This window comes from Streptomyces sp. ME02-8801-2C (genome assembly GCF_033793965.1).
GTDB lineage: Bacteria > Actinomycetota > Actinomycetes > Streptomycetales > Streptomycetaceae > Streptomyces.
This window is the reverse complement of the sequence record NZ_JARAXP010000020.1, coordinates 1-21524: the sequence shown is the minus strand read 5'-3', so window position 1 is coordinate 21524 and position 21524 is coordinate 1. Positions and strand designations below refer to the sequence as shown.

Below are 21524 nucleotides of genomic sequence, written 5' to 3'. Positions count from 1 at the left end.
CAGATGCGGTCCGCCCCCCGGCCCTGCCCGCGGCACTGTGCTGCTTGTCCCTTTATCGTTCTTTAGTTCGCGCGGGCTTGTCCAGCAGCACAGTGCGTGTGTTGTGCAAGTGCAACATCCGTGATCATGCGCGGTCCGTCCGTCGATCATGCGCATACGCCCGGAAAGGCACCCGGATTGGAACCATGGGGTGGTCATCCGCGAGGATGGGGGTATGACCGCCCAGATTCTCGATGGCAAGGCCACCGCAGCCGCGATCAAGTCCGATCTGACCGCCCGCGTGGCGGCGCTGAAGGAGAAGGGCGTCACGCCCGGCCTCGGCACGATCCTCGTCGGGGACGACCCCGGCAGCCAGAAGTACGTCGCCGGCAAGCACCGCGACTGCGCGCAGGTGGGCATCGCCTCCATCCAGCGCGAACTGCCCGCCACGGCGACCCAGGAGGAGATCGAGGCGGCGGTCCGCGAACTGAACGAAGACCCCGCCTGCACCGGCTACATCGTCCAGCTGCCCCTGCCCAAGGGCATCGACGAGAACCGCGTCCTCGAACTGATGAACCCCGACAAGGACGCGGACGGCCTGCACCCGATGAACCTCGGGCGCCTCGTCCTGAACGAGCCGGCCCCGCTGCCCTGCACCCCCAACGGCATCCTCACCCTGCTCCGCGCCCACGGTGTCGAGATCAAGGGCGCGGAGGTCGTGGTCGTCGGCCGCGGTGTCACCATCGGCCGCCCGATGCCGCTGCTGCTCACCCGGCGCAGCGAGAACGCCACGGTGACGCAGTGCCACACGGGTACGCGTGACCTGGCCGCGCACCTGAAGCGGGCGGACATCATCGTCGCCGCCGCGGGCTCGGCCCACCTGGTCCGCCCCGAGGACGTGAAGCCGGGCGCCGCCGTCCTCGACGTCGGTGTCTCGCGCAGCGCCGACGGCAAGATCGTGGGCGACGTCCACCCGGGCGTCGCCGAGGTGGCGGGCTGGATCTCCCCGAACCCCGGCGGAGTCGGCCCGATGACCCGCGCCCAGCTGCTCGTCAACGTGGTCGAGGCGGCGGAGCGCAGTGTCGGCTGAGGCGGAGGACAGGCGGGCGGAGCCCGCGGCCGCGTCCCCGGACGCCTCCGACGAGCTCCCCGAGCCCACGGCCATCGATCCGGTCAGCGCGCCGGACGCCGAGGGCCGCCCCCGGCGTACGACGCGTCGCTTCCCCCTCTTCACGCGGGACACCGCGCGACCCGAGGGGGGCGGCCGGGCGGCTTCCGGGGACGCGCCGGCGCCGGCCCGGCAGTGGCCGATCCTCGTCGTGCTGAGCACGGTCGGATTCGGGCTGCTGCTGACCGCGCTCGACGTGTTCCGGTGGGGGACGCTACTGATCGGGGCCGCACTGCTGGCCGGTGCGGCGCTGCGCTGGGTGGTGCCGGACGTCGGGATGCTCGCCGTACGGTCCCGGTTCACGGACATGGTCACGTATACGGTGCTGGGCACGGCCATCGTGCTGCTGTCGATGATGGCGCAGCCGAAACCGTGGCTGGAGATCCCGTTCCTGGACGACACGCTGCACTACACGATCAGCAGCCTGGGCCGGTAGGACCCGGTAGGACCGTACTTTGTCCCGGCGGGAACCGATCCACCCTCTGACGTCGTCAAATGCCTCGGACCGGCCGACGGACGTCGAGGAGGACCCGCGATGAGCGCCTGGCAGCCGCTGCCGGACGATCTGCCGCCCGAGGTGCGGCACTTCGTCGAGCAGGTGCGGCTCCTCAAGGACCGCACCGGGCTCAGCCTGGCCGCGCTGGGCGCGCGCACCGCGTACAGCAAGTCCTCCTGGCAGCGGTATCTCAACGCGACCCAGCCGCCGCCCCGGCAGGCGATAACCGCGCTGTGCCGGGTCGCGGGCCTCACCCCTGTCGACGCCGAACGCTTCGGCGTCCGCTGGGAGTTGGCGGTCAAGGTCTGGCCCCGGCCACCGGCCCCGGACCCGGCGAAGCCGGAACAGCGGGAGGGGACGTCCGCGGTGGCCGGGGGGTACGGGGTGTACGAGGAGGAGGTGCCCACCCTTCCGTGGTGGGTGGAGTCCGAGTCCCCCGGGGGTGCCGGCGTTCCCGTGGACTCGTCCCGGCGGCTGCTGCTCGTCGCTCTGCTTCTCGTGCCCGCGCTCGTGGCTCTCGCCGTGGTCGGTGCTGTCGCTTTTGGGTGATGCGGTTGAGGGAATGTGACATCAAAGCGCCCGATGTGACCGTACTTGTGCTTTCTGTGTGGCGATGTGTCGATAAGTTCGAGGATTTGCAACCAGGGCGCAATACGGCAGGGTTAACGTGGGCAATCGGGACGGTCCGGGGCGTCCTGTGCACCATCCAGAGGTTCGGCCGACCGGGAGGGTGGTCGGTGAAAAACTGGAACACTGGACCGTGAGCCGGGGGCGTGCGACGGTGCACCTCCAGGCCTGACAATGCTCTCGTGCGCCCCCACCCCGGGAACCGAGATCCTGACTGGGCGCATCCGTGTGGGTAGCCCAAGACAGTCAAAACGGATTCGGCCGAGGGATCCAAAGGCACCACGCACGAGAGAACAGCCGGCATGACCGGGGGGAATGAGGGGGGAAGCAATGCCTCGTTGGAGGGCCTTGCCGGATGAACTGGATCCGCAGGTCAGGGAGTTCGCGAGCCAGTTGCGCAGGCTCGTGGACCGCAGCGGCATGAACATCGCGGCGGTGGCCGACCGCACGGGCTACAGCAAGACGTCCTGGGAGCGTTATCTCAACGGCCGGCTTCTCGCGCCCAAGGGCGCGATCGTCGCCCTGGCCGAGGTCACCGGCACCAATCCCGTTCATCTGACCACGATGTGGGAACTGGCCGAGCGCGCCTGGAGCCGCTCGGAGATGCGTCACGACATGACCATGGAGGCGATCCGGATCTCCCAGGCGCGCGCCGCGCTGGGTGAGCTCGCGACGCCTGCCGCGGAGGCGAAGAACGGGAGCGGCGGCAACGGCAGAGTCGCCCGGAGTGCGACGGCGACTCCGGGAATCGCGGGCCCCGCCGGTGTCTCACCGACCGTGCCGCCGCAGCCGACGCCCCCGGAGACCCGGGACGCGGTCGGCGGTGTGGGTGCGGGCGCGGCACGGGGAGGTGTCTCCGGCGGCTCGGTGAGTTCCGCGAGTTCGGCCAGTTCGGCGAGTTCCACCGGTTCCTCGAGTTCCGTCTCCGCCGAGAACAACTCGTGGGGCATAGCCGGATATCGGGGCCCGGCGGCGAGAGGCGGCGTCGGGGGGCGCCAGGCTCCGCCCGCCGGACCACCCGGATCCGCCGGACCTTCCGGGGCGTCAGGAGCGCCCGGATATCCGGGCGCGGCGCCCTGGACGCCGGGTGTACCCGGTACGCCCGGTGGACTTGGAACGACACCCGGCGTCGTGCCGCAGGACGCCCGGCCGGGCGGCAACGGCGGCAAGGGAGGCGGCAAGGGCGGCAGTGGCGGTTCGCGGCGCAAGCGGCGGCTCACGATGTTCCTCGCGGGTCTTGTAGGGGCGTCGGTGGTCATCGCGGCCGCCGTGATCTACACCAACCGGGGTGACGACACGCCCGAGGCCAAGCCGAGTCCGTCACCGACCAAGCCGACGGTGAATCCGAACCTGCCGGTCGGCGTGAAGTGCAGCGGCGCCGCGTGCACCGGCCAGGACCCGGAGAACATGGGCTGCGGCGGTGAGTTGGCGCAGACCGCCAACAGCGTCACCGTCGGCACCACGCTCGTCGAGGTCCGCTACAGCAAGACCTGCCAGGCGGCCTGGGCGCGCATCACCCAGGCGGCCCCGGGCGACCAGGTCGACGTCACGGCGTCCGGCGCGGCGAAGCAGATCGGCGCGGTCGACACGGACACCGACGCGTACACGCCGATGGTGGCCGTGAAGGACGCGGGCGACGCGACGGCGTGCGTCACGCTCAAGGCGACCGGGCAGAAGGGCTGCACGCAGTAGCAGTAGGGGTGCACGCGGCAGGGCGCGAGCCCCAGGGCACCTCCCCCTCGTACGGAATCGCGGAATTTCCGTACGAGGGGAATGCCCGGCCCGGTTCGGGGCAGGCGAGCAGTACCCCACGGGAGTCCGGCACGGTCGGTCCCCGGGCGGCGGTCGCTCGTCTCTCCTCTCCCGGACGGGCGGCCGTCGCCTGCCGTGGGCGAATCTGTGGGGTGGGCCACAGGGGACCCGGACGTCCGGGATCCCGGATGCGCGATAGCCTGACGGCCGGATATCTCTTGACGCCGAGAGATCGATCATCCGAACCCCCGGGGCAGCGACGCCCCACCGCCAGCTGTCATACGGAGAACGCCATGACCCGCACTCCCGTGAACGTCACCGTCACCGGCGCGGCCGGCCAGATCGGTTACGCCCTCCTCTTCCGCATCGCCTCCGGCCAGCTGCTCGGCGCGGACGTGCCGGTCAAGCTCCGCCTCCTGGAGATCACCCCGGCGCTCAAGGCCGCCGAGGGCACCGCGATGGAACTGGACGACTGTGCCTTCCCGCTGCTCCAGGGCATCGACATCACGGACGACCCGAACGTGGCCTTCGACGGCGCCAACGTGGGCCTGCTGGTCGGCGCCCGCCCCCGCACCAAGGGCATGGAGCGCGGTGACCTCCTGGAGGCCAACGGCGGCATCTTCAAGCCCCAGGGCAAGGCCATCAACGACAACGCCGCGGACGACATCAAGGTCCTCGTCGTCGGCAACCCGGCCAACACCAACGCGCTGATCGCCCAGGCCGCCGCGCCGGACGTACCGGCCGACCGCTTCACCGCGATGACCCGTCTGGACCACAACCGCGCGCTCACGCAGCTCGCGAAGAAGACGGGCTCGACGGTCGCCGACATCAAGCGCCTCACCATCTGGGGCAACCACTCGGCCACCCAGTACCCCGACATCTTCCACGCCACGGTCGGCGGCAAGAACGCGGCCGAGGTCGTGAACGACGAGAAGTGGCTCGCCGAGGACTTCATCCCGACCGTCGCCAAGCGTGGCGCCGCGATCATCGAGGCCCGTGGCGCGTCCTCGGCGGCCTCCGCCGCCAACGCCGCCATCGACCACATCCACACCTGGGTCAACGGCACGGCGGACGGCGACTGGGCCTCCATGGGCATCCCGTCCGACGGCTCGTACGGCGTCCCGGAGGGCCTCATCTCCTCCTTCCCGGTCACCACGAAGGACGGCGTGTACGAGATCGTCCAGGGCCTGGACATCAACGAGTTCTCCCGCGCCCGCATCGACGCCTCGGTGCAGGAGCTCGCGGAGGAGCGCGAGGCGGTCCGCGCCCTCGGCCTCATCTAGGACCCACGGTATTCAGGACCCACGGTCCCAACCGCTCTGCCCTCGGGCCCCGTTCAGGCTTCGGCCGGACGGGGCCCGGGTGCGTCCGGCTCCGCCGGGGACAGCCGTTTCTCGAACCAGTGCCCCGCGTACGGGTTGTCGTCGTAGCGCGGGATCTCCGCGTAGCCGCAGGCCAGGTACATCGCCCGCGCCTCCGTGAGCACGGTGTGCGTGTCCAGTCGTACGACGGTCAAGTGCCGCTGTGCCGCCGCGTGTTCGAGGGAGTCGAGCAGTCGGCGGGCGAGGCCGAGACGGCGGGCACCCGGGTGCACCCAGACATGGCGGATCTCGCCGATCCCCGGTTCGAGCCGCCGCAGCGCCCCGCAGCCCACGGGCCGTTTCTCCTCGTACGCGACGAAGAAGGCACCCGCCGACCCCGACACCTCCTCCGGACGGACCAGGGCCGAGGTGTCGAAGCCCTCGGGGAAGCGGGCGTCGATGTCCGTCGCGTACGCCTCGAGGCAGGCGCGGGCGTCGGGGGCGGCGCCGTCGACGAGGTCGACCGTGACGGCGGCGAGGCGGAGCAGACGGCGGGCGGTGCCGAGGGCGGACGTCAGTTCGTCGCGCTGGGGTCCGGTGAGGCCGGTCAGCAGGCTCTCGGCGAGGGCGTCGGCGCGCCGGTTCTGCTCCTTGATCTCGACCCGGCCGGCCGGGGTCAGCCGCACCACCCGTCGCCGCGTGTCCGAGGAGTCGGCGTTCACCTGTACCAGGCCCTGCGCGGTGAGCGAGCGGACCAGCCGGCTCAGATACCCGGCATCCAGGGTGAGCCGGCTCCGCAGCTCCCGCAGTGAGGTGCCGTCCCCGATCTCGAACAGCAGGCGCGCCTCGCCGAGGGGCCGGTCGCGGCCCAGGTAGTGGTCGTCGAGGGCGCCGACGCGCCGTGTGAAGTACCGGTTGAACCGCCGAAGGGCGGCCACGTCTTCGTCGTCCGTCATTTCTTTGACCTTAGTCAAGTAAATGGCGGAATTCCATAGGATTCCACGGCCTGCACCCTCCGAATTCGGTGAAATCGGGTGTCGGGCAAGGTAGTTGTGTGCACGCTCGGTGCATGAGTGACTACAGGGGCGACTACCGGGATGACGTCCCGGCGTATCTGACGATCCGGGTCACCGCCCAGGAGGGCCCGATCGCGGCCTCCGCCGAGCAGGAGGCGGGGGAGGCCGCGCAGCGGTATCCCCGACCTGATGGGGATGGGCGTCCCGGAGTTCTTCCACGCCAGGGAGCGCGAGGCGGGCGGCTGGGAACTCCACGGCTACGGCAGCGACACACCGCAGGGCTCCCGGGACTCGCTCGGCTCGGTGTTCCGGCTGCGGGCCAAGGAGGCCGAGGACGCCGGGGACGAGACCGCCCGGCGCAAGTGGATAGCGGCGGCGCTCCGCATGGACCGGGAGGTGGTGAACGAGGTACGGGTGCGCGGCGAGCGCTTCCAGATCGTACGGGCCTCACGCTTCGTACGGATGGGGCCGAACGGCCCGGAGCCGCCACGCCCCTCCGACCCCGACCCGGCGGAGGTCGGCGAGGCGTACCGGGTTGGACCGCGCACCAAGGGCTTCGTGGTCGACCCCGTCACGGGTACGGGACTGTCCGACGGCATCCTGAAACTGGACCTCATCCAGTTTGTCGGCGTCGCGCCCGGCGCTCCGCAGGATGTACGGGACGAGGCGCGGCGGGCGATCCACACGCATCCCGGCGGAGTACTGCTGCCCGCCGTCTACATGATCTCCGAGCGCGTGGACGGGAGTTGGCGGGCCCGCAACCCCGGCGCCTCCGACTCCACCCCCCAGGGCGCACGGGACGCCCTGGCCCACTGGCTGCGCGTCATGGCCCCCTTCACCCTGCGGCTGAGTCCGGAGAAGGTCGCGGAGTACGGCCTGATCGCCGACCGCCTCGACGCGAGACGCTCCAACGTGGCGACCGTCGACGGCATCCGCTACCGGGTCACCCGGGTCGAACGACTGATCAGGATCGGCCCCGACGGCCCCGACGGCCCCGAGGGCCCACGCCCCTCCGACTTCGACCCCGAACCACCCGTCGAAGTACAGACCCGCCTGCTCAAGGAACAGGGCCTGTGGCGGGAGGAGGACGACGAGCCGGTCCAACTGAGCCCACGGAGCCTGGAGTTGAAGAGGCTGTGGGAGGCGGAGGGGGCGCGACGGAAGGCGGTGCGGGAGGGGCGGAGGAAGGGGGCCCAGGGGTGACGGGGGAGGGGAGGGGGGCCGAGGTCTGACGGCCAGGGGGAGTTCGGGGGCACCCTGGCCGCCGGGTGCCCCGGGACCACGCCACCGGCATCACGGCCGGGACGGCAGACACAACGCCAACTCCCTTCGGAGACAGGCGAGTTGGGGTTGGTGCGGGACGGTTGCCGTGGCCGGTTCCCGGCGGTTGTCGGAGGCGGGCGGGTCAGTGGGCGACCGCGGGTGCGGCCAGGGGAGTGATCTCCCTGTCGAAGAAGCGACGTGGGCGTCAGCGTGCCCATCGCCCTCTCGGACGGTCAAACGTACGAGCACGGCGCATGGCTGACGGAGAAGGAGAGGGACAGGCTCCTGCACCAGGAACAGCGTGCCGCGCAGCGCAAGCGGCACCGAACACCTGGCGAGAGCTCCAGCCGCCGGCTGCACCGCACCTACGACCAGATCGCAGGCCTGCGCGCGAAAGCCAAGCGCCGGGCCCTGGCCTGGCAGCACCGGACTACCACCGCCATCGCCCGCACCTACGGCACCGTCGTGGTCGAAGCACTCACCATCACGAACATGGTCAGGTCCGCCAGGGGAACGGTTGACGAGCCGGGTAGGAATGTCGCCCAGAAATCCGGGCTGAACCGCTCCATCAGCCAGGAGGCCTGGGGACGCACCGTCACCATGCTGGCGTACAAGACCGCCCAGTTCGGCGGCACCCTGGTCAAGGTCCCCGCTCCCGGCACCTCGCGGCGCTGCTCGGCGTGCGGCTTCACCATGCCGGGGAGCCGGGAGTCCCAGGCCGTGTCCGTGTGCAAGAACCCGGACTGCGGCTGGTCGGGCAACGCCGACCACAACGCGGCCCGCAACGTCCTGCACCTGTACCGGACGGGCCTCGCGCTCGTCCCGGCTGCCGGGAGGGCAGTCGTCAGGCGCGCCAAGCGCGTCAAGCCCGCTGCCGCAAGGTAAGCAGGAATCTCCCGACTTCAGCCGGGAGAGCACTTCAACAGTCGTCGGGCGACCAGCACAACAGCGAACACCGCCACTACGGCGACGAGTTGGCGACTCAGGGTGGCCCCGACTCGGGTTCGGCGTCCGGCGGTCGGTCGTCCTCCGGTCGTGCTGCGGGATCGCCTCGAAGTGCTGGAACGACTGAGAGCGGGTGTGCGGGCCGGGCGTGTCGGTGAGGCGTATGTGCTGTACGGCATGGGTGGTTCCGGCAAGACCGCAGTCGCGTACACGTTTTTCCAGCTGGCTGTCGGCGAGTGCGAAAGAGTGGGGCTGTGGGTCAGCGCCTCCGACCGCGCCAGTCTGCGCGCCGGCATGCTCGCGGTCGCCGCCGACCGAGGCGCGCGCGACGGTGAACTGCTTGCCGCTTGCAACGGGCTGCGTGCCGCCGCCGATCTCGTCTGGCAGTACCTGGACCGCTCGGCCGAACCGTGGTTGCTGGTGCTGGACATCGCCGCCCCCCGAGATCCTCCGTGACGGCAGCTAGCCGCGCACCAGTTCGCGGGGCACGGTCGTGGTGACCACGCGCCGGCCGGAGCCTGGCGCTGGGCCCCGAACACCCGTTGACCCTGCGCTCCCGTGCGAGCCTGCTGGTCCTGCTGTCCGCCGCCGAGGTCGTCACCGAGGAGGACGGCACCCTGCTCGACCTGCCCTCGGAATACGACCGCCTGCTCGGCCCGGACCACACGGTGACCCTGGGCGCCCACCACAACCGCGCCTGGGCGCTCTACCTGCTGGGCCGTTACGCCGAGGGGACCGAACTGATGGCGGATGTCGTGGCCAGACGGGAACGAGGCCTGGGTTCCGGGCACCCGTTCACGGTTGCGGGGAGGCAGTTGTTGAGCGCGTTCACGTCGGGGCGAGGGCGGCTACCCGAGGGGGACGGGTAGGGGGTCGGGTTTCAGCTGCCCTTGACCTCGGCGACGAAGGCCGCCCAGGCGGCGGACGCGAAGAGGACGGCCGGGCCGTGGGGGGCCTTGGAGTCGCGGACGGGGACGATGGCCGTTATCCCGTCGCCTACTTCGAGGCACTCACCGCCGTTGGTGCTGCTGTAGCTGCTCTTGCGCCACACAACAGACAGCTCGCTTGCGTTGATCATGTGTCCAGCTCCTTCAGATGCCTGCGGATCAACTCGGCCGATGCGTCGGGCGACAGAGCAACCGCCCTGAGCAGATCATAGGCTCGGATTCCCTCGGCCACCTCGTCCTGGCCGAGGGCTGTTCGTCCCTGAGAGAAGCCGTCGACGTGGAGCACGTCCGGCCCTTCCTCGAAACCTAGGACGGTGAACGGGCCTGCCAATCCCGGATGCGCGACAACCGTCCGCGGGATGATCTGGATTACCGTCCGCGGGTGTTGCCCTGTCGCCAAGAGGTGCTCGAACTGGGCTCGCATCACGGACTCGCCGCCGATGTGACGCATAAGGACGTACTCGTCGACGATGAACCAGGTCCGTGGGCGTTCCTCGCGTTCGAAGATCTCCTGCCGCGTCATTCGCGCAGCCACCAGGTCATCGAGGTTGTCCGGGCGGACGGTGAGCAGCATCGCGCGCGCATAGGCTTCTGTTTGCAACAGGCCGTGGAAGACCTGGTTCTGGAACGACTGGATGGATGTGGCGTCCCCTTCCAGCTCCACGAACGGCAGGAACCAGGACGGATACGCGTACCGGATGACCAGCGGATGCAGCCGCGCGAAGTGCCCATCCGTCTTCAAGGCGAGGTCAAGGTCGCGCGCGAGGTCCAAGGACGGAACCCGCTTCGCCGCCTCCACCTTCGAGATCATCGACTGGGTGGTGTGGGCGAGTCGTGCCGTCTGCTCCTGCGACAGGCCCAGCTTGATACGGATGCGGGCCAACTCCGTGCCGAAGAAGGCCAGGAGGGACTTCGTGGGGTCGGGTGCGGGGTCGGTCTCGACAGCCATGCGCAAACCTCCTCCGTCATGACCGGATCCCGGTCATGGCGACCTCCCATGACCCCGGTCAGGTCATGGCGTTCTGCCTGGTGAAGCTACCCAGCGGAGCGCAACGCTGTCCTCACAACCAGTAGTTGCCCACTCCAAAGGGGCACAGGGACACTTCGACCTGGAGAAGCGCGTGGAGACAGACAAGTGTGCGGGGACGGCGGCCCCTGAGGCCGGAGCCGTTCTGTACGACGTGCGGGCGGAGAGGGTCGGGGAGTACCGGGCGAAGGCCGGCCCGTATCTGTTGCTCCGCCCGCTCGGCGGCGGCCGGGAGTGGGAGGCGGCTCCGGCCGACGTGCGTCCCGCGACTTCCGCCGAGCAGTTGAGCGCCAAGGTCCGCGCCGCCAACGACCAGGCCACGCGCAACCGGACGGAACCGGTGAACGCCCCGGGCCACGAGATGTGCCGTCCGCCGGTGCCGGTTCCCGGTTGTACGGAGTGCGCCGAACTCGGCGATCGGCGCGCCGCCGCCCGTGCCGGGTTCGACTGGAGCGGGGAGACCGATACGAACGTACTGCTCCGCTCCCATCAGCGACGGGACCATGAGGTCTGATCAATTCAGGGGAATTCCGGATCCCGGAGTCCTCGTCAACGGTTACAGTATTCCCATGACCACCACCGAACCCATATCCCGCGTCGCCCTCAAGAAAATCACCCCCGAGGTCTCCGCCTCGATGGGCGCCCTGCACGGTGCCGCCGTTTCCGCCGCGCAGGACGCCAAGGTCGAACCCGAGATTCTCGAGCTCATCCGGATTCGCGCGTCCCAGATCAACGGCTGCGCGTTCTGCCTCGACATGCACACCAAGGACGCCCGTGCGGCCGGTGAGACCGAGCAGCGGATCTACGCGCTGAACGCCTGGCGGGAGACCCCCTTCTTCACCGAACGGGAGCGTGCCGCACTGGCGTTGGCCGAGGCAGTGACCCTGGTGCACGACGGGCACGTGCCCGACGACGTGTACGCCGAGGCCGCCGCAGTCTTCGACGAGGCGCAGGTCGCCGCGTTGATCTGGGCGACCACCGTCATCAACGCGTACAACCGGATCGCCATCGCGACGCGAATGGTTCCCGGGGGTTATCAGCCGGTGAAGAAGAGCAGCTGAATTCGGGAATGGAAAAGCGGGGCAGGGCGAATTTTCTTCGTCCTGCCCTTCCTTTTCTCCGTACACCCTCGGGTGTTTAGTGAAGTGGCTCCGCCAGGTCCTCCAGCCATTTCCGCCATTCAGTGGCACGGGGCGCCGGGCCCGCCCGGAGAGGGGGTTCGCCGCCGCCCGTCCATTCCGTCACCGGGCGGATTCCGTGCAGGGCGTTCACGAGCCACACCTCGCGGCCGGCCAGGTCGGCGAGGGTGCGTTCGCGGTGGGCCACGCGGACGCCGGTGCGCTGGGCCCGCTCCTGGATGAGGGCCGAGGTGACGCCGGCCAGGACGGGGAGTTGCGGCGAGGGCAGGCACAGGGTGTCGTCCTCCCACCACAGGATGCTGGTGGTGGCGCCCTCCAGGACCACGCCCGAGGGTGCGATCAGCAGCGCCTCGTCCGCGCCCGCAGTGGTCGCCCGGTGCCTGACCCGGGCCAGGATGTCCAGGTCGGGGCCCTTGCGGCGAGGGACGGTACGCGGGTCGATCTGGCCCGCCGCCCAGGCCCGTACACCCGTGCCGAGGGTGGGTGCGTGGCGGAGGAGTAGTCTCAACTCCCTTGATTCCGCGCCCAGTTCGACACGGGGAAACCATTCGCCGGTGCGCGGCAGCGCGTCGGTCATGTCCCGCCAGAAATCGATCAGCTGGCGCAGCGAAGGGCCGCCGGAGTCGCCGCACGCGCGCAGGAAACGCTCCCGGTGCCGGCCGAGGGTGCGTACCCGGCCGTCGCGCAGCAGCCACGAGTCGGCGACCGCCAGTCGCTCACCGATCGCCGGTACGAAACCGTGCGTGTCCGGGCCGGTCAGTCCACGGCGGGGCGTCCACGTCAACAGCCCCTCCGCAGGCGCTGCTTGTGTTGCTGGTTGCGTCATCAAGTGCTCTTCTCGATACCTCGGTACATAGGTACGTACATAGGTACGTACGTACGCGCGTACAACCCTGGTCAGTACTTGCGGCCCGCCACCGCCGGTGCCCCGTGGCGGGGCCCGTACGGCGCGTGTTCCAGCCACGACCCGCACCACGGCAGCACCGGTGCGAGGGCCGCCGCCGCGCGCTGCTTCGCCCGGACGATCCGTCGCCGGGGACGCAGGTGGTCCAGGGCGTTGCCGGCGGCGGCGCTGTTGAACACGGCCGCCGCGTGCCGTACTTCGGCGAACTCGGCGACCGCTCCCACCAGTCCCGTCCTGGACACCGCCGCGATGGCGTCCGCCGCAGCCGCCGCGTCAGCGATCCCGCTGTTCATGCCGCGCGCCCCGAACGGCGGGAACAGATGCGCCGCCTCCCCGACGAGCAGCACCCGCCGGTGCTCGTCCGTGAACGAGTCCGCGACCTTGCGCAGGAAGCGGTACGTCGACACCCACAGGATCTGCGACCCGTACCCGGGCGCCTCCAGGACCTCCGGCAGCCAGTTCCGTACGGCCTCCTCCGTGCCGTACGCCTCCTGGGGGTCGTCGTCGCGGCACTGGATATCGACCTGGAAGCCGCCGGTGAACGGCACCCGCATCACGCTACGGCCGCCCACGCCCGGGTGTTCGTAGTGGAAGACGCGCTCCAGGGGGAGTTCGGCGCCGGGGATGTCGGCGACGTCCACGACCACATGGAACCCCTCCGAGCGGGTGCCCTCCATGGTGATCCCCAACTCCGCCCGTACGGCGGAGCGGGCGCCGTCGGCGGCCACGACATGGGTGCCGTGCCAGACGCCGCCGTCGGAGTCGGTGAGGGTGACCCCGGTCGGCGAGGACCGTACGCCCGTCACCCGCACGCCCCACGCGAACTCCACGCCCGCGTCCCGGCAGGCGGCGCGCAGAAAGCGTTCGGTGTCGACCTGGCGCAGGCTGGTGAAGGGGGGCGGGGCGGCCGTGGGCGTCTTCGGCTGCTCGGGGAAGGTGCGGGAGTAGACCTCGCGGCCCCGGTACAGAGTGCGTCGGGTGTGCCACGTTCGTCCGTACGCCGCGAACTCGGCGGCCAGGCCCGGGCGCATCCCGTCCAGCAGCCGCAGGGTCTCGCGATGCACGAACAGGGCGCGGCTGCCCGGGCGTTGACGGTCCTCGGGGTCCGCCTCCAGGAGGAGTACGGGCAGGCCGTGGGCGCGCAGTCCGAGGGCCGCGGAGAGACCGACGGGGCCCGCCCCGACGACCAGTACCCGCTCGGCTGCGGGGTCGGCGGAGGTCATGCGCGTGCGCTCTCGGCCAGCATGCGGGTGATCTCCACCCGTTTCACCTTCCATGTCGCCGTCATCGGCAGCTCCTCGAACCGCCACTGCCGGGGCTCGGCCATCGTCGGCAGATCGGCGGTCGCCTGGCGCCAGCGGTCCGGGTCCAGCGGCATCTCGTCCCGTACGCAGACCACGGGCACCGGCTCACGGTCGGCGCCCGGCACGATGACGACCTCGCGCAGCTCCTCCAGCCGGTCCATCAGCGTGTCCTCGACCTCGAGGTTGCTGTGCACGGAGTCGATCTGGTCGATCTCGCGGTCGATGAGGTACAGCGCGCCGAGCCTGCTCCGGTAGCCCATGTCGCCCATCTGCCACCATCCGCCGCCGTCGAGCTGGCGCTGGTACTGCTCACGCGCGCCGAGGTAGGTGAGGATGCGGCCACGGGTACGGGCCTCGATGCGACCGGGTTTGCCGGGTGCGGCGGGCCGGCCGTCGTCGTCCGTGACCCGGACTCGGGTGAAGCCGGGGATCCCGATCCCGACCCGGCGGCCGTCCGCCTTCGCGGCGCTGCGCCGGGTGAACCACTGGAAGGCGACGGGGCCGGTCTCGCTCTGCCCGTACAGCTGGATCAGCCAGGCGCTACGGCGCTTCGAGGCGCCCAGCAGCCGTCGTACGGTCCGCGGGTGGATCGCGTCGAACGTCGACCCGTACGACCGTACGCGTGACAGGGGTTGGCCCGGAGCGTCCGCCAACTCCTCCCACAGGACGAAGGTGTTGGGGTGGGTCTCCACGATGCCCGGGCGGTGGCGGGCGAGCAGCGGGCCGACGGCGGCCGGGGTCGGGTCGGTGATCAGGAGCAGCGGACTGCCGAAGTGCAGGAGCACGCCGAGGAGATGGTAGAAGCGCGAGTGCACGAACGACATGTGCAGCGCGGCCGTCTCCCCGCGCGTGGGCCAGCCCATCGCCTGCTGCGGTACGAGCCGGTTCCACATGGTGTTCGCGCAGTGGACGGCGAGTTTGGGGATGCCGGTGGTGCCCGAACTGTGGGTGATCAGGGCAGGTTCGCGGGGGTGGAGGCGGACGGGGGCGGCCGGTTCGGCACCCGCGTACATCGCCAGCGGTTCCGCGCCGGGTACGTCGGCGCCGGCCTCGGCGTCCACGGCGAGGGTCCGGCGGACCAGCGGAGGTAGGTCCAACTCGGCGAGCGGGCCGGTGAGTTTGGCTCTGTCGGTGAGCAGCCAGGGGCGGTGCAGCCGGGCCAGCAGCTGGCCGACGACCGGTCCGGCGAGGCCGGGGGACAGCAGGACGGGGACCGCGCCGATACGGGAGACCGCACAGGTCAGCAGCACGATGTCGACGTTGTCCGTCTTGTGGACGACGACCTCTTCCGAGGGCCGCACCCCGGCCGCCCACAGCCGCGCCGACAACTCCTCGACCAGATCGGCCAGTTGCGGGTAGCTGAGGTCGACCCCGACCTCGGGGCTGACGTCGAGCGGCCGGTCCAGGGTGACGAAGACGGCCCCGTGGCGGTCGGCGGCCCGCCGGAAGATTGGGCCCAGATAGAAACCGCGCTCGGCGAGCAGGGGCTGCGGCTGTGGCATGCGCCCGTTCCCTTCTGAAGTACTGCGGGGGGTTGCGGTGGCTGCGGTGACTGCGGTGGTCACGGTGGCCGTGGGGGTCACCAGGCGCCCTGGCGGACCAGATGGCGGCGGAGTTTCCCGGTCGAGGTGCGGGGCAGCGACGGGACGAAGCTGACGCTCCGGGGGACCTTGAAGGCGGCGAGACGGGTGCGGGCCAGCTCGATGAGCTCGGCCTCCAGGCCCGTGCCGGCCGGTCGGGCGGGCACCACGAAGGCACGCAGCCTGCTGAAGCCCCGCTCGTCGGTGAGTGCGGCGACGGCGATCTCCTTCACCGCAGGATGGGTGCGCAGTACGGCCTCCACCTCCAGCGGCGAGACCGTGATGCCGCCGACCATCTCCATGTCGTCGGCGCGGCCCAGATGCCGGTAGCTGCCGTCCGGTTCGCGTACCGCGCGGTCCCGGGTGGCCAGCCAGCCGTCGACCAGTGAACGTGCCGTCTCCTCCGGGCGGTTGAGATAACCGCTCGTCAACGAGGGCCCCCGCACCCAGAGTTCACCCTCGACGCCCCCGGCTTCCTCGTCGGCGCGCAGTGCGCGCCCGGCGCGGTCACGCAGTTCGATCTCGAAACCGGGGACGGGACGGCCGACCGTGCCGGGGTGGTTGTGGTCGAGGCTGTTGGCGCAGAAGGCGTGCCCGGCCTCCGTGGAGCCGATCTGCTCCAGCACGGGCGCGCCGAGCAGCTCGCCGATCTGCTGCCCGAGCCCGTCCGGCAGCCCCTCACCGGCCGACACGGCGGCCCGTACGGAGGCGAAGCAGCCCTGGTGGCCGTTGCCCCGGTCGGCGACCAGCGCCGCGTACGCGGACGGTACCGAGTAGAGCAGCGTCACCCGGTGCCGGGCGACGAGTTCGTCCACGGCCGCCGGGGTCGGACGGCGGTCCACCAGGACGGCCGAGGAGCCGGAGAAGAGCGGGAAGGCGAAGGCGTTGCCGAAGCCGTAGGCGAAGTACAGCTTCGACACGGAGAGGGTGACGTCGTCCTCGGTGATCCGCAGCAGACGGCGCCCGATGAGGTCGTGGTAGGTCTTCGGGTCGCCGTGAGAGTGCACAACTCCCTTGGGCCGCCCGGTCGTTCCGGACGTGTACTGCACGTATAACGGCGTGTGCGCGTCCACCGGGTGGGCGGTGGTGGCCGGTTCGACGGTGGGCGCGAGGGCGGCGAGCTGATCGGCGCCCAGGAGGGGGCGTCCCGCGAAACGCCCGCCCTCGCCCTCCTCGAGCCAGGGCCCGGTCACGCACAGCACCGCTTCGGTGTCCTCGGTCATGAACGCGTGGTCGGCGGGCGGGAGTTCGGGGTTGACCAGGACGGCCACCGCACCGAGCCGGGCGATGGCGAGGAACGCGGTCACCCAGGTGATGCCGTCGGGCAGCGCGAGGACGACCCGGTCGCCCGCGCCCACCCCGTGCCGGGCGAGCACCGTCGCCGTACGGGCGGCCAGCTCGTGCACCTCGCCGTGGGTCCAGGAGCGGTGACCCTGCTGGCTCTGGTGGAAGGCGGGCCGGTCGTTCCAGCCGCGCCGCCCGGCCAGGTCGGCGAGATGGGCGGCCAGGTTGCCGGGGGCGCCGGCGTCAGTGAGGGCGGGCTCGGGTGCGGTCGCGGGCGCGGATACGGACGGGGGCGTGAAGGGAGCGGTGGTGGTCATGATGTCCTGATGGGTCGTCATCGGGTGGCCTCCTCCGCGGTGGCCGACAGGGACGAGCGCTCCTCGTGTCCCCGCTCGTACTCCTGATAGGCCCGCATCTGCGCGGCCGTCTTCAGCAGCATCTCGTCGTACTCGGCGACCGGGTCCGAGGCGAGGACGATCGCGCCGCCGGCGCCCAACTGCATCTCGCCGTCGGCGATCACGGCGGTCCGGATGACGATGTTGAGATCCGCGCCGCCGCTGCACCCCAGATAGCCGAGGGCGCCGGAGTACACGCCCCGCGCCTCGGTCTCCAGCAAGTCGATGATCTCCATCGTGCGGAGCTTGGGCGCGCCGGTCATGGAGCCACCGGGGAAGCAGGCGCGGACGGCGTCCACCGCGTCGGTGCCCTCGCGCAGCCGTCCCTCGACGTAGGAGACGAGCTGGTGCACGGTGGCGTACGTCTCGGCGACCATCAACCGGGAGACGCGTACCGTGCCGGTGCGGCAGACCTGGCCCAGGTCGTTGCGGAGCAGGTCGACGATCATCAGGTTCTCGGCGCGCGTCTTGTCGTCGGCGGCGAGCGAGTCGCGCAGGAGGTCGTCCTCCTCCTGGTCGACGCCCCGAGGCGCGGTGCCCTTGATGGGCCTGGCCTCGGCCATGCCGTCGCGGGTGATCCGCAGGAAGCGCTCGGGTGAGGAGCCGGCCACCTCGAGGTCCCCGAACCGCAGGAAGGCCGCGTACGGTGCCGGGTTGACGCGGCGCAGGACCCGGTAGTAGTCGTACGCGTCCTTGGGGGCGGGCATCCGGGCCGCGTTGGTCAGACAGACCTCGTAACTCGTCCCGGCCGCCAACTCCCGTTGGCAGGCCTCGATGTCGGCGAGATAGGTGGTCCGGTCGCGCACCAGCCACGGTTCGGCGGCCACGGGGTCGGGCTCGGCGGCGGGTACGGGCGGCGCCGGGTGCTCCCCGGACACGAAGGTGAGCTGGGCCAGTGCGCTGTCGAGCCAGTCGGCGGCCTCCAGCGTGGCCTGCGGGGTGTCCTCGGCGACGCAGACGGCGTACGTGTAGCCCTCCTGGTGGTCCACCGCGATCAGCCGGTCGGCGAACAGCCAGCAGGCGTCGGGGGTTTGGGCCCGGTGGACGTTGGGCGAGGCTCCGCAGTCGGCCTTCGTCTCGTACCCGAAGAAGCCGACGTATCCGCCGGTGAAGTCGAAGGGCAGTCCCGTGGCATCGACCTGACGGCTCGTCAACTGCCGCTTCAGATAGTCGAAGACGCTCGCCCGGACCTTGCGCGCGGGCCGCCCGTCCCGCTCGATCTCACAGACGCCGCTCGTGACGTCGTACCGCACGAACTCGGCGAGCGGGCCTGACCCGTCCCCGAAGAACGAGAACCGTGAGCGTCCCTTCTCGACCTGTGAACTGTCCAGCCAGAAGGCGCGCGGCGAGCCGGCGTACATCCGGCCGAACGCGGCCTCCGTGTCCACGGCGGTGGCGATCCGGCGGGTGTGCAGCCGGTGGGTGGGGCGCGGTCGCGCGGAGCGGCGCTGGGCGGGGATGCGCGCGGTGCGGGCGGTGTGGGGGACGAGCGCCGGGGAGGGAGGCTCGGGCATCGCCGCCGCGCTGCGGGTGACGGCGGTGTTCTTCGTACGGAGCTTGCGGGCGCGTTCCGCTGTGAGGTTGCGGAAGTTCATGAACATGCGGCGCCCGTACTCGGTGAGGACCGACTCCGGGTGGAACTGCACTCCCCACAGGGGGCGCGTACGGTGCCGCAGGCCCATCAGGACGCCGTCCTCGGCCCAGGCGGTGGCCTCCAGGGTCTCGGGCAGCGGCTCGCGCACCGAGAGGGAGTGGTAGCGCACGGCGGTGAAGTGCTGCGGCAGTCCCTTGAAGAGGTCCTGCTCGTCGTGCCGGATCGTCGAGAGATGCCCGTGGCGGGGCTCGGGAGCGGGCACGATGCCGCCCCGCTCGCCGAGCGCGATCCCCTGGTGACCGAGGCAGACGCCGAGGACCGGTATCCGGGACTCGGCCAGTACACGTGCGCTGATCCCGAAGTCGCGGGGGGTGGCCGGGTGACCGGGACCGGGCGAGACGACGATGTTGTCGAAGGCTCCGAGGTCTCCGAGGTTTCCGGAGTTGTCGAAATCCACGAGAGTGTCGAATCCGCTGGTCGGCGCATCGTTGCGGATCACCACCGGCTCCTCGCCGTTGACTTCGGCGATCAGCTGGAACAGGTTGTACGTGTACGAGTCATAATTGTCGATGAGCAGGGTCTTCACCCGCCCACCTCCCTTGCGTCGTTCATGCCGTCGATCATGCGGTTCGCCTTTTGTGCCGTCCACGGAGTGCCTGGAGCGGCGGGTAGAGCCATTTCTTGAAGAAACGCTGCAGACGCGGCATGAGGATCCAGGTGACGAGTGCCGTCACGGCCAGACACAGCAGCAGAGTACGAATGAGTGCATTGACACCGCCGAGGAACGGAAGAATGGTCAGATTGAATATAAGCACGGGTGGAAAAACCGCGCTCATATTCACGAACCAGAGCTTCCATTTGTCCGGCGGGCGTGGCGGAGCAGGTGCCGGGGCGGCGGCCGGTAGGTCGGTCTGGGAGTCGAACCACACCCTGGAGCCCTGGATGCGCCGGCGCCCGGTCTCCCGTGCGAGCCCCTCCGCCCTGGCCGCCCACTGTGCCCAACTGACGGAGTTTTCCCAGGCCAGCGCCGAACTCTCACTGTCGAAGCGGTAGACCACATGCCACTCCGCCTCTCCGTCGACAAGTACACCACCCCCCAGAAAACCCTGCTCACGCGCCTTCGCGCGCAGCATGGCCCACCCCCAGGAGTGGAACTCGGTCTCGCGGCCCGGGATCACTTGATACGCCACCGTGACGGTGACGGGATTCCTGGTCACCCCGTCGTATACGGAGCACGACGCGATCGCACTCAAAGCTTCAACCAAGATTTTCGAAACCTCCTCAAGGATGTCCGTAAGGTGGCTTTTTGTCACTCTTTAGGGTGTCTTTCCGCGCTCTTTCGAACGATACTCGGGGTAACTTTTTCGGAATTGACGAAAGGCCTTGCCCGGGGGAGTGGTGAAGCTGCACGATCGCCATTCGACCGACGCGAGGGAGATTTCATGTCCAGGTACGACTGGGATATGACCCACGAGGGAATCGAGCGGGCCCGGTCCGTGATCGAGCCGGTGCGGAAAGAAGTGACCGCCCACCCGATTTACCGGCGGATAAACACCAGGGAACACATGGCGACGTTCATGGAGCACCATGCGTTCGCGGTCTGGGATTTCATGTCCCTGCTCAAGTCGCTGCAGCGGGAGCTGACCTGTGTCGACGTCCCCTGGGTGCCGCGCGGGTCGGAGGTGAGCCGGCGCCTCATCAACGACATCGTGCTCGTGGAGGAGAGCGACGAGCTGAACGGCGGCTTCACCAGCCACTTCGAGCTGTACCGCGCCGGCATGGGCGAGGCGGGGGCGGACACGTCCCGGCTCGACACGTTCATCGGTCTGGTGGGGGAGGGGCACGATGTGAACTCGGCGCTGCGTGTCGCCCAAGTGCCGGGCCCCGCCGCCGAGTTCGTCCGCACCACGTTCGAGATCATCAACGACCGGCCACTGCACTGCCGGGCGGCGGCGTTCGCCTTCTCCCGCGAGGACCTCATCCCCGACATGTTCGACCAGGTGATCAAGGAGGAGGGCACGGACAGGTTCCCCCTGTTCCGCGACTACCTCTCCCGGCACATCGAGGTCGACGGCGAGGAACACACCCCGATGGCCATGCAGATGGTGGCGGACCTGTGCGGCACGAGTGACGCGCACTGGGCGGAGGCGGCGGAGACGGCGACGGATGCGTTGGAGGCGAGGGTGCGGTTGTGGGATGGGGTGGTGGGGGTTCTGGGGCAGTGAGTTTCCCACCCACCCACCCACCCACCCACCCACCCACCCACCCACCCACCCGTTTCGGCCCTGTTAGCCGGGTACCCTCGAACCTCTGCGCGCCGGCCCGCATTTCAGCCCGTCCGGCGTCCGAGGACGAGGCTCGACGGGCGGGCTCGCACCTCCAGCGCCCGCCTGCTTCTCCGGCCCGTGCGGCGTCCGAGGGTGAGGCTCGGCGAGCGGGCCCGGACTGTCAGTGCCTGCCCGCATCTCCAGCCTGTCCGGCGTCCGGGGATGAGGCTCGGCGGGCAGGCCCGGATCTTCAGTGCCCGCCCGCTTCTTCAGCCCGTTCGGCGTCCGGGGATGAGGTGCGACGAGCGGGCTCGCACCTTCAGCGTCGGCCCGCATTTCCAGCCCGTCCGGCGTTTGAGGACGAGGCCCGTTCAGGGCCGTAGCGGGGGTCTGGGGACGCAGCCCCCAGGAAGGGATGGGACGGGTAAGGGCGGCGGGGGCGACTCTCAGTCCGGCGCCTCACCGAACCGCGCCAACGCCAACGCCCCCACCACGGCCACCCCGAACCCCGCCACCGCCAGCCACCCCAACCCCTC

General features: G+C 70.3%; 19 protein-coding genes and 2 pseudogenes. 12 read left to right on the top strand and 9 right to left on the bottom strand.

Going from position 1 to position 21524, the window contains the following annotated elements; genetic code table 11:
• Positions 1-214: 214 nt before the first annotated feature.
• From PV396_RS38660 to PV396_RS38640, 5 genes are all read left to right on the top strand, one after another.
• Positions 215-1069, top strand: a complete 855-nt coding sequence (locus tag PV396_RS38660; protein WP_319212882.1) for a bifunctional methylenetetrahydrofolate dehydrogenase/methenyltetrahydrofolate cyclohydrolase — start codon at positions 215-217, stop codon at positions 1067-1069.
• Complete coding sequence (locus tag PV396_RS38655; RefSeq protein ID WP_416071555.1) at positions 1059-1583, top strand: DUF3017 domain-containing protein; 525 nt, start codon at positions 1059-1061, stop codon at positions 1581-1583. The genes PV396_RS38660 and PV396_RS38655 overlap by 11 nt, the downstream gene beginning before the upstream one ends.
• Positions 1584-1682: 99 nt before the next feature.
• A complete protein-coding gene (locus PV396_RS38650) occupies positions 1683-2192 on the top strand; it encodes a helix-turn-helix transcriptional regulator (protein WP_319212880.1) in 510 nt (169 codons plus the stop codon).
• Positions 2193-2618: 426 nt separating this feature from the next.
• A complete protein-coding gene (locus tag PV396_RS38645; RefSeq protein ID WP_319212878.1) occupies positions 2619-3962 on the top strand; it encodes an XRE family transcriptional regulator in 1344 nt (447 codons plus the stop codon).
• Between the two features lie 353 nt (positions 3963-4315).
• On the top strand, positions 4316-5305 hold the full coding sequence (locus PV396_RS38640; RefSeq protein ID WP_319212876.1) for a malate dehydrogenase: 990 nt from the start codon (positions 4316-4318) through the stop codon (positions 5303-5305).
• A 53-nt stretch (positions 5306-5358) separates the two neighbouring features.
• On the opposite strand, the gene PV396_RS38635 is transcribed toward PV396_RS38640, so the two are convergent.
• Positions 5359-6279, bottom strand: a complete 921-nt coding sequence (locus tag PV396_RS38635) for a helix-turn-helix domain-containing GNAT family N-acetyltransferase (RefSeq protein WP_319212875.1) — start codon at positions 6277-6279, stop codon at positions 5359-5361.
• Positions 6280-6528: 249 nt separating this feature from the next.
• Here PV396_RS38635 and PV396_RS38630 point away from each other — a divergent pair, with 249 nt between their 5' ends.
• From PV396_RS38630 to PV396_RS38615, 4 genes and pseudogenes are all read left to right on the top strand, one after another.
• On the top strand, positions 6529-7542 hold the full coding sequence (locus PV396_RS38630) for a DUF5954 family protein (RefSeq protein WP_319212874.1): 1014 nt from the start codon (positions 6529-6531) through the stop codon (positions 7540-7542).
• A 255-nt stretch (positions 7543-7797) separates the two neighbouring features.
• Positions 7798-8487, top strand: a pseudogene (locus PV396_RS38625) (RNA-guided endonuclease InsQ/TnpB family protein); the annotation flags it as partial.
• A 38-nt stretch (positions 8488-8525) separates the two neighbouring features.
• Positions 8526-9010: pseudogene (locus tag PV396_RS38620) on the top strand (ATP/GTP-binding protein); the annotation flags it as partial.
• 79 nt (positions 9011-9089) lie between these two features.
• The gene (locus PV396_RS38615) at positions 9090-9416 is read left to right on the top strand and encodes a tetratricopeptide repeat protein (protein WP_319212870.1); all 327 of its coding nucleotides are present in this window, start codon (positions 9090-9092) and stop codon (positions 9414-9416) included.
• A gap of 11 nt (positions 9417-9427) precedes the next feature.
• Here PV396_RS38615 and PV396_RS38610 read toward each other — a convergent pair whose 3' ends face one another.
• On the bottom strand, positions 9428-9625 hold the full coding sequence (locus tag PV396_RS38610) for a DUF397 domain-containing protein (RefSeq protein WP_319212867.1): 198 nt from the start codon (positions 9623-9625) through the stop codon (positions 9428-9430).
• A complete protein-coding gene (locus PV396_RS38605; RefSeq protein ID WP_319212865.1) occupies positions 9622-10443 on the bottom strand; it encodes a helix-turn-helix transcriptional regulator in 822 nt (273 codons plus the stop codon). The genes PV396_RS38610 and PV396_RS38605 overlap by 4 nt, the downstream gene beginning before the upstream one ends.
• Positions 10444-10615: 172 nt before the next feature.
• Between PV396_RS38605 and PV396_RS38600 the strand changes: the two genes are divergently transcribed.
• The gene (locus PV396_RS38600; protein ID WP_319212864.1) at positions 10616-11035 is read left to right on the top strand and encodes a hypothetical protein; all 420 of its coding nucleotides are present in this window, start codon (positions 10616-10618) and stop codon (positions 11033-11035) included.
• Between the two features lie 55 nt (positions 11036-11090).
• Entirely contained in the window at positions 11091-11582 is a 492-nt protein-coding gene (locus PV396_RS38595) for a carboxymuconolactone decarboxylase family protein (protein ID WP_319212862.1), read from the top strand.
• 76 nt (positions 11583-11658) lie between these two features.
• On the opposite strand, the gene PV396_RS38590 is transcribed toward PV396_RS38595, so the two are convergent.
• From PV396_RS38590 to PV396_RS38565, 6 genes are all read right to left on the bottom strand, one after another.
• Positions 11659-12486: an aminotransferase class IV gene (locus PV396_RS38590; protein ID WP_319212861.1), complete on the bottom strand. Its 828-nt coding sequence runs from the start codon at positions 12484-12486 to the stop codon at positions 11659-11661.
• 71 nt (positions 12487-12557) lie between these two features.
• The gene (locus tag PV396_RS38585) at positions 12558-13787 is read right to left on the bottom strand and encodes an FAD-dependent monooxygenase (protein ID WP_319212859.1); all 1230 of its coding nucleotides are present in this window, start codon (positions 13785-13787) and stop codon (positions 12558-12560) included.
• Positions 13784-15370, bottom strand: coding sequence for a class I adenylate-forming enzyme family protein (locus PV396_RS38580; protein ID WP_319212858.1), 1587 nt, complete (start codon positions 15368-15370; stop codon positions 13784-13786). The genes PV396_RS38585 and PV396_RS38580 overlap by 4 nt, the downstream gene beginning before the upstream one ends.
• Positions 15371-15447: 77 nt before the next feature.
• Positions 15448-17070 (bottom strand): benzoate-CoA ligase family protein, encoded by a 1623-nt coding sequence (locus tag PV396_RS38575; protein ID WP_319212856.1) that lies wholly within the window; start codon positions 17068-17070, stop codon positions 15448-15450.
• The gene (gene pabB, locus PV396_RS38570; RefSeq protein ID WP_319212854.1) at positions 17067-19307 is read right to left on the bottom strand and encodes an aminodeoxychorismate synthase component I; all 2241 of its coding nucleotides are present in this window, start codon (positions 19305-19307) and stop codon (positions 17067-17069) included. The genes PV396_RS38575 and pabB overlap by 4 nt, the downstream gene beginning before the upstream one ends.
• 34 nt (positions 19308-19341) lie before the next feature.
• Positions 19342-19938, bottom strand: a complete 597-nt coding sequence (locus PV396_RS38565; RefSeq protein WP_416071559.1) for an antibiotic biosynthesis monooxygenase — start codon at positions 19936-19938, stop codon at positions 19342-19344.
• 225 nt (positions 19939-20163) lie between these two features.
• On the opposite strand from PV396_RS38565, the gene PV396_RS38560 reads away from it, so the two are divergent.
• Positions 20164-20946: a DUF3050 domain-containing protein gene (locus PV396_RS38560; protein ID WP_319212852.1), complete on the top strand. Its 783-nt coding sequence runs from the start codon at positions 20164-20166 to the stop codon at positions 20944-20946.
• Positions 20947-21524 lie beyond the last annotated feature (578 nt).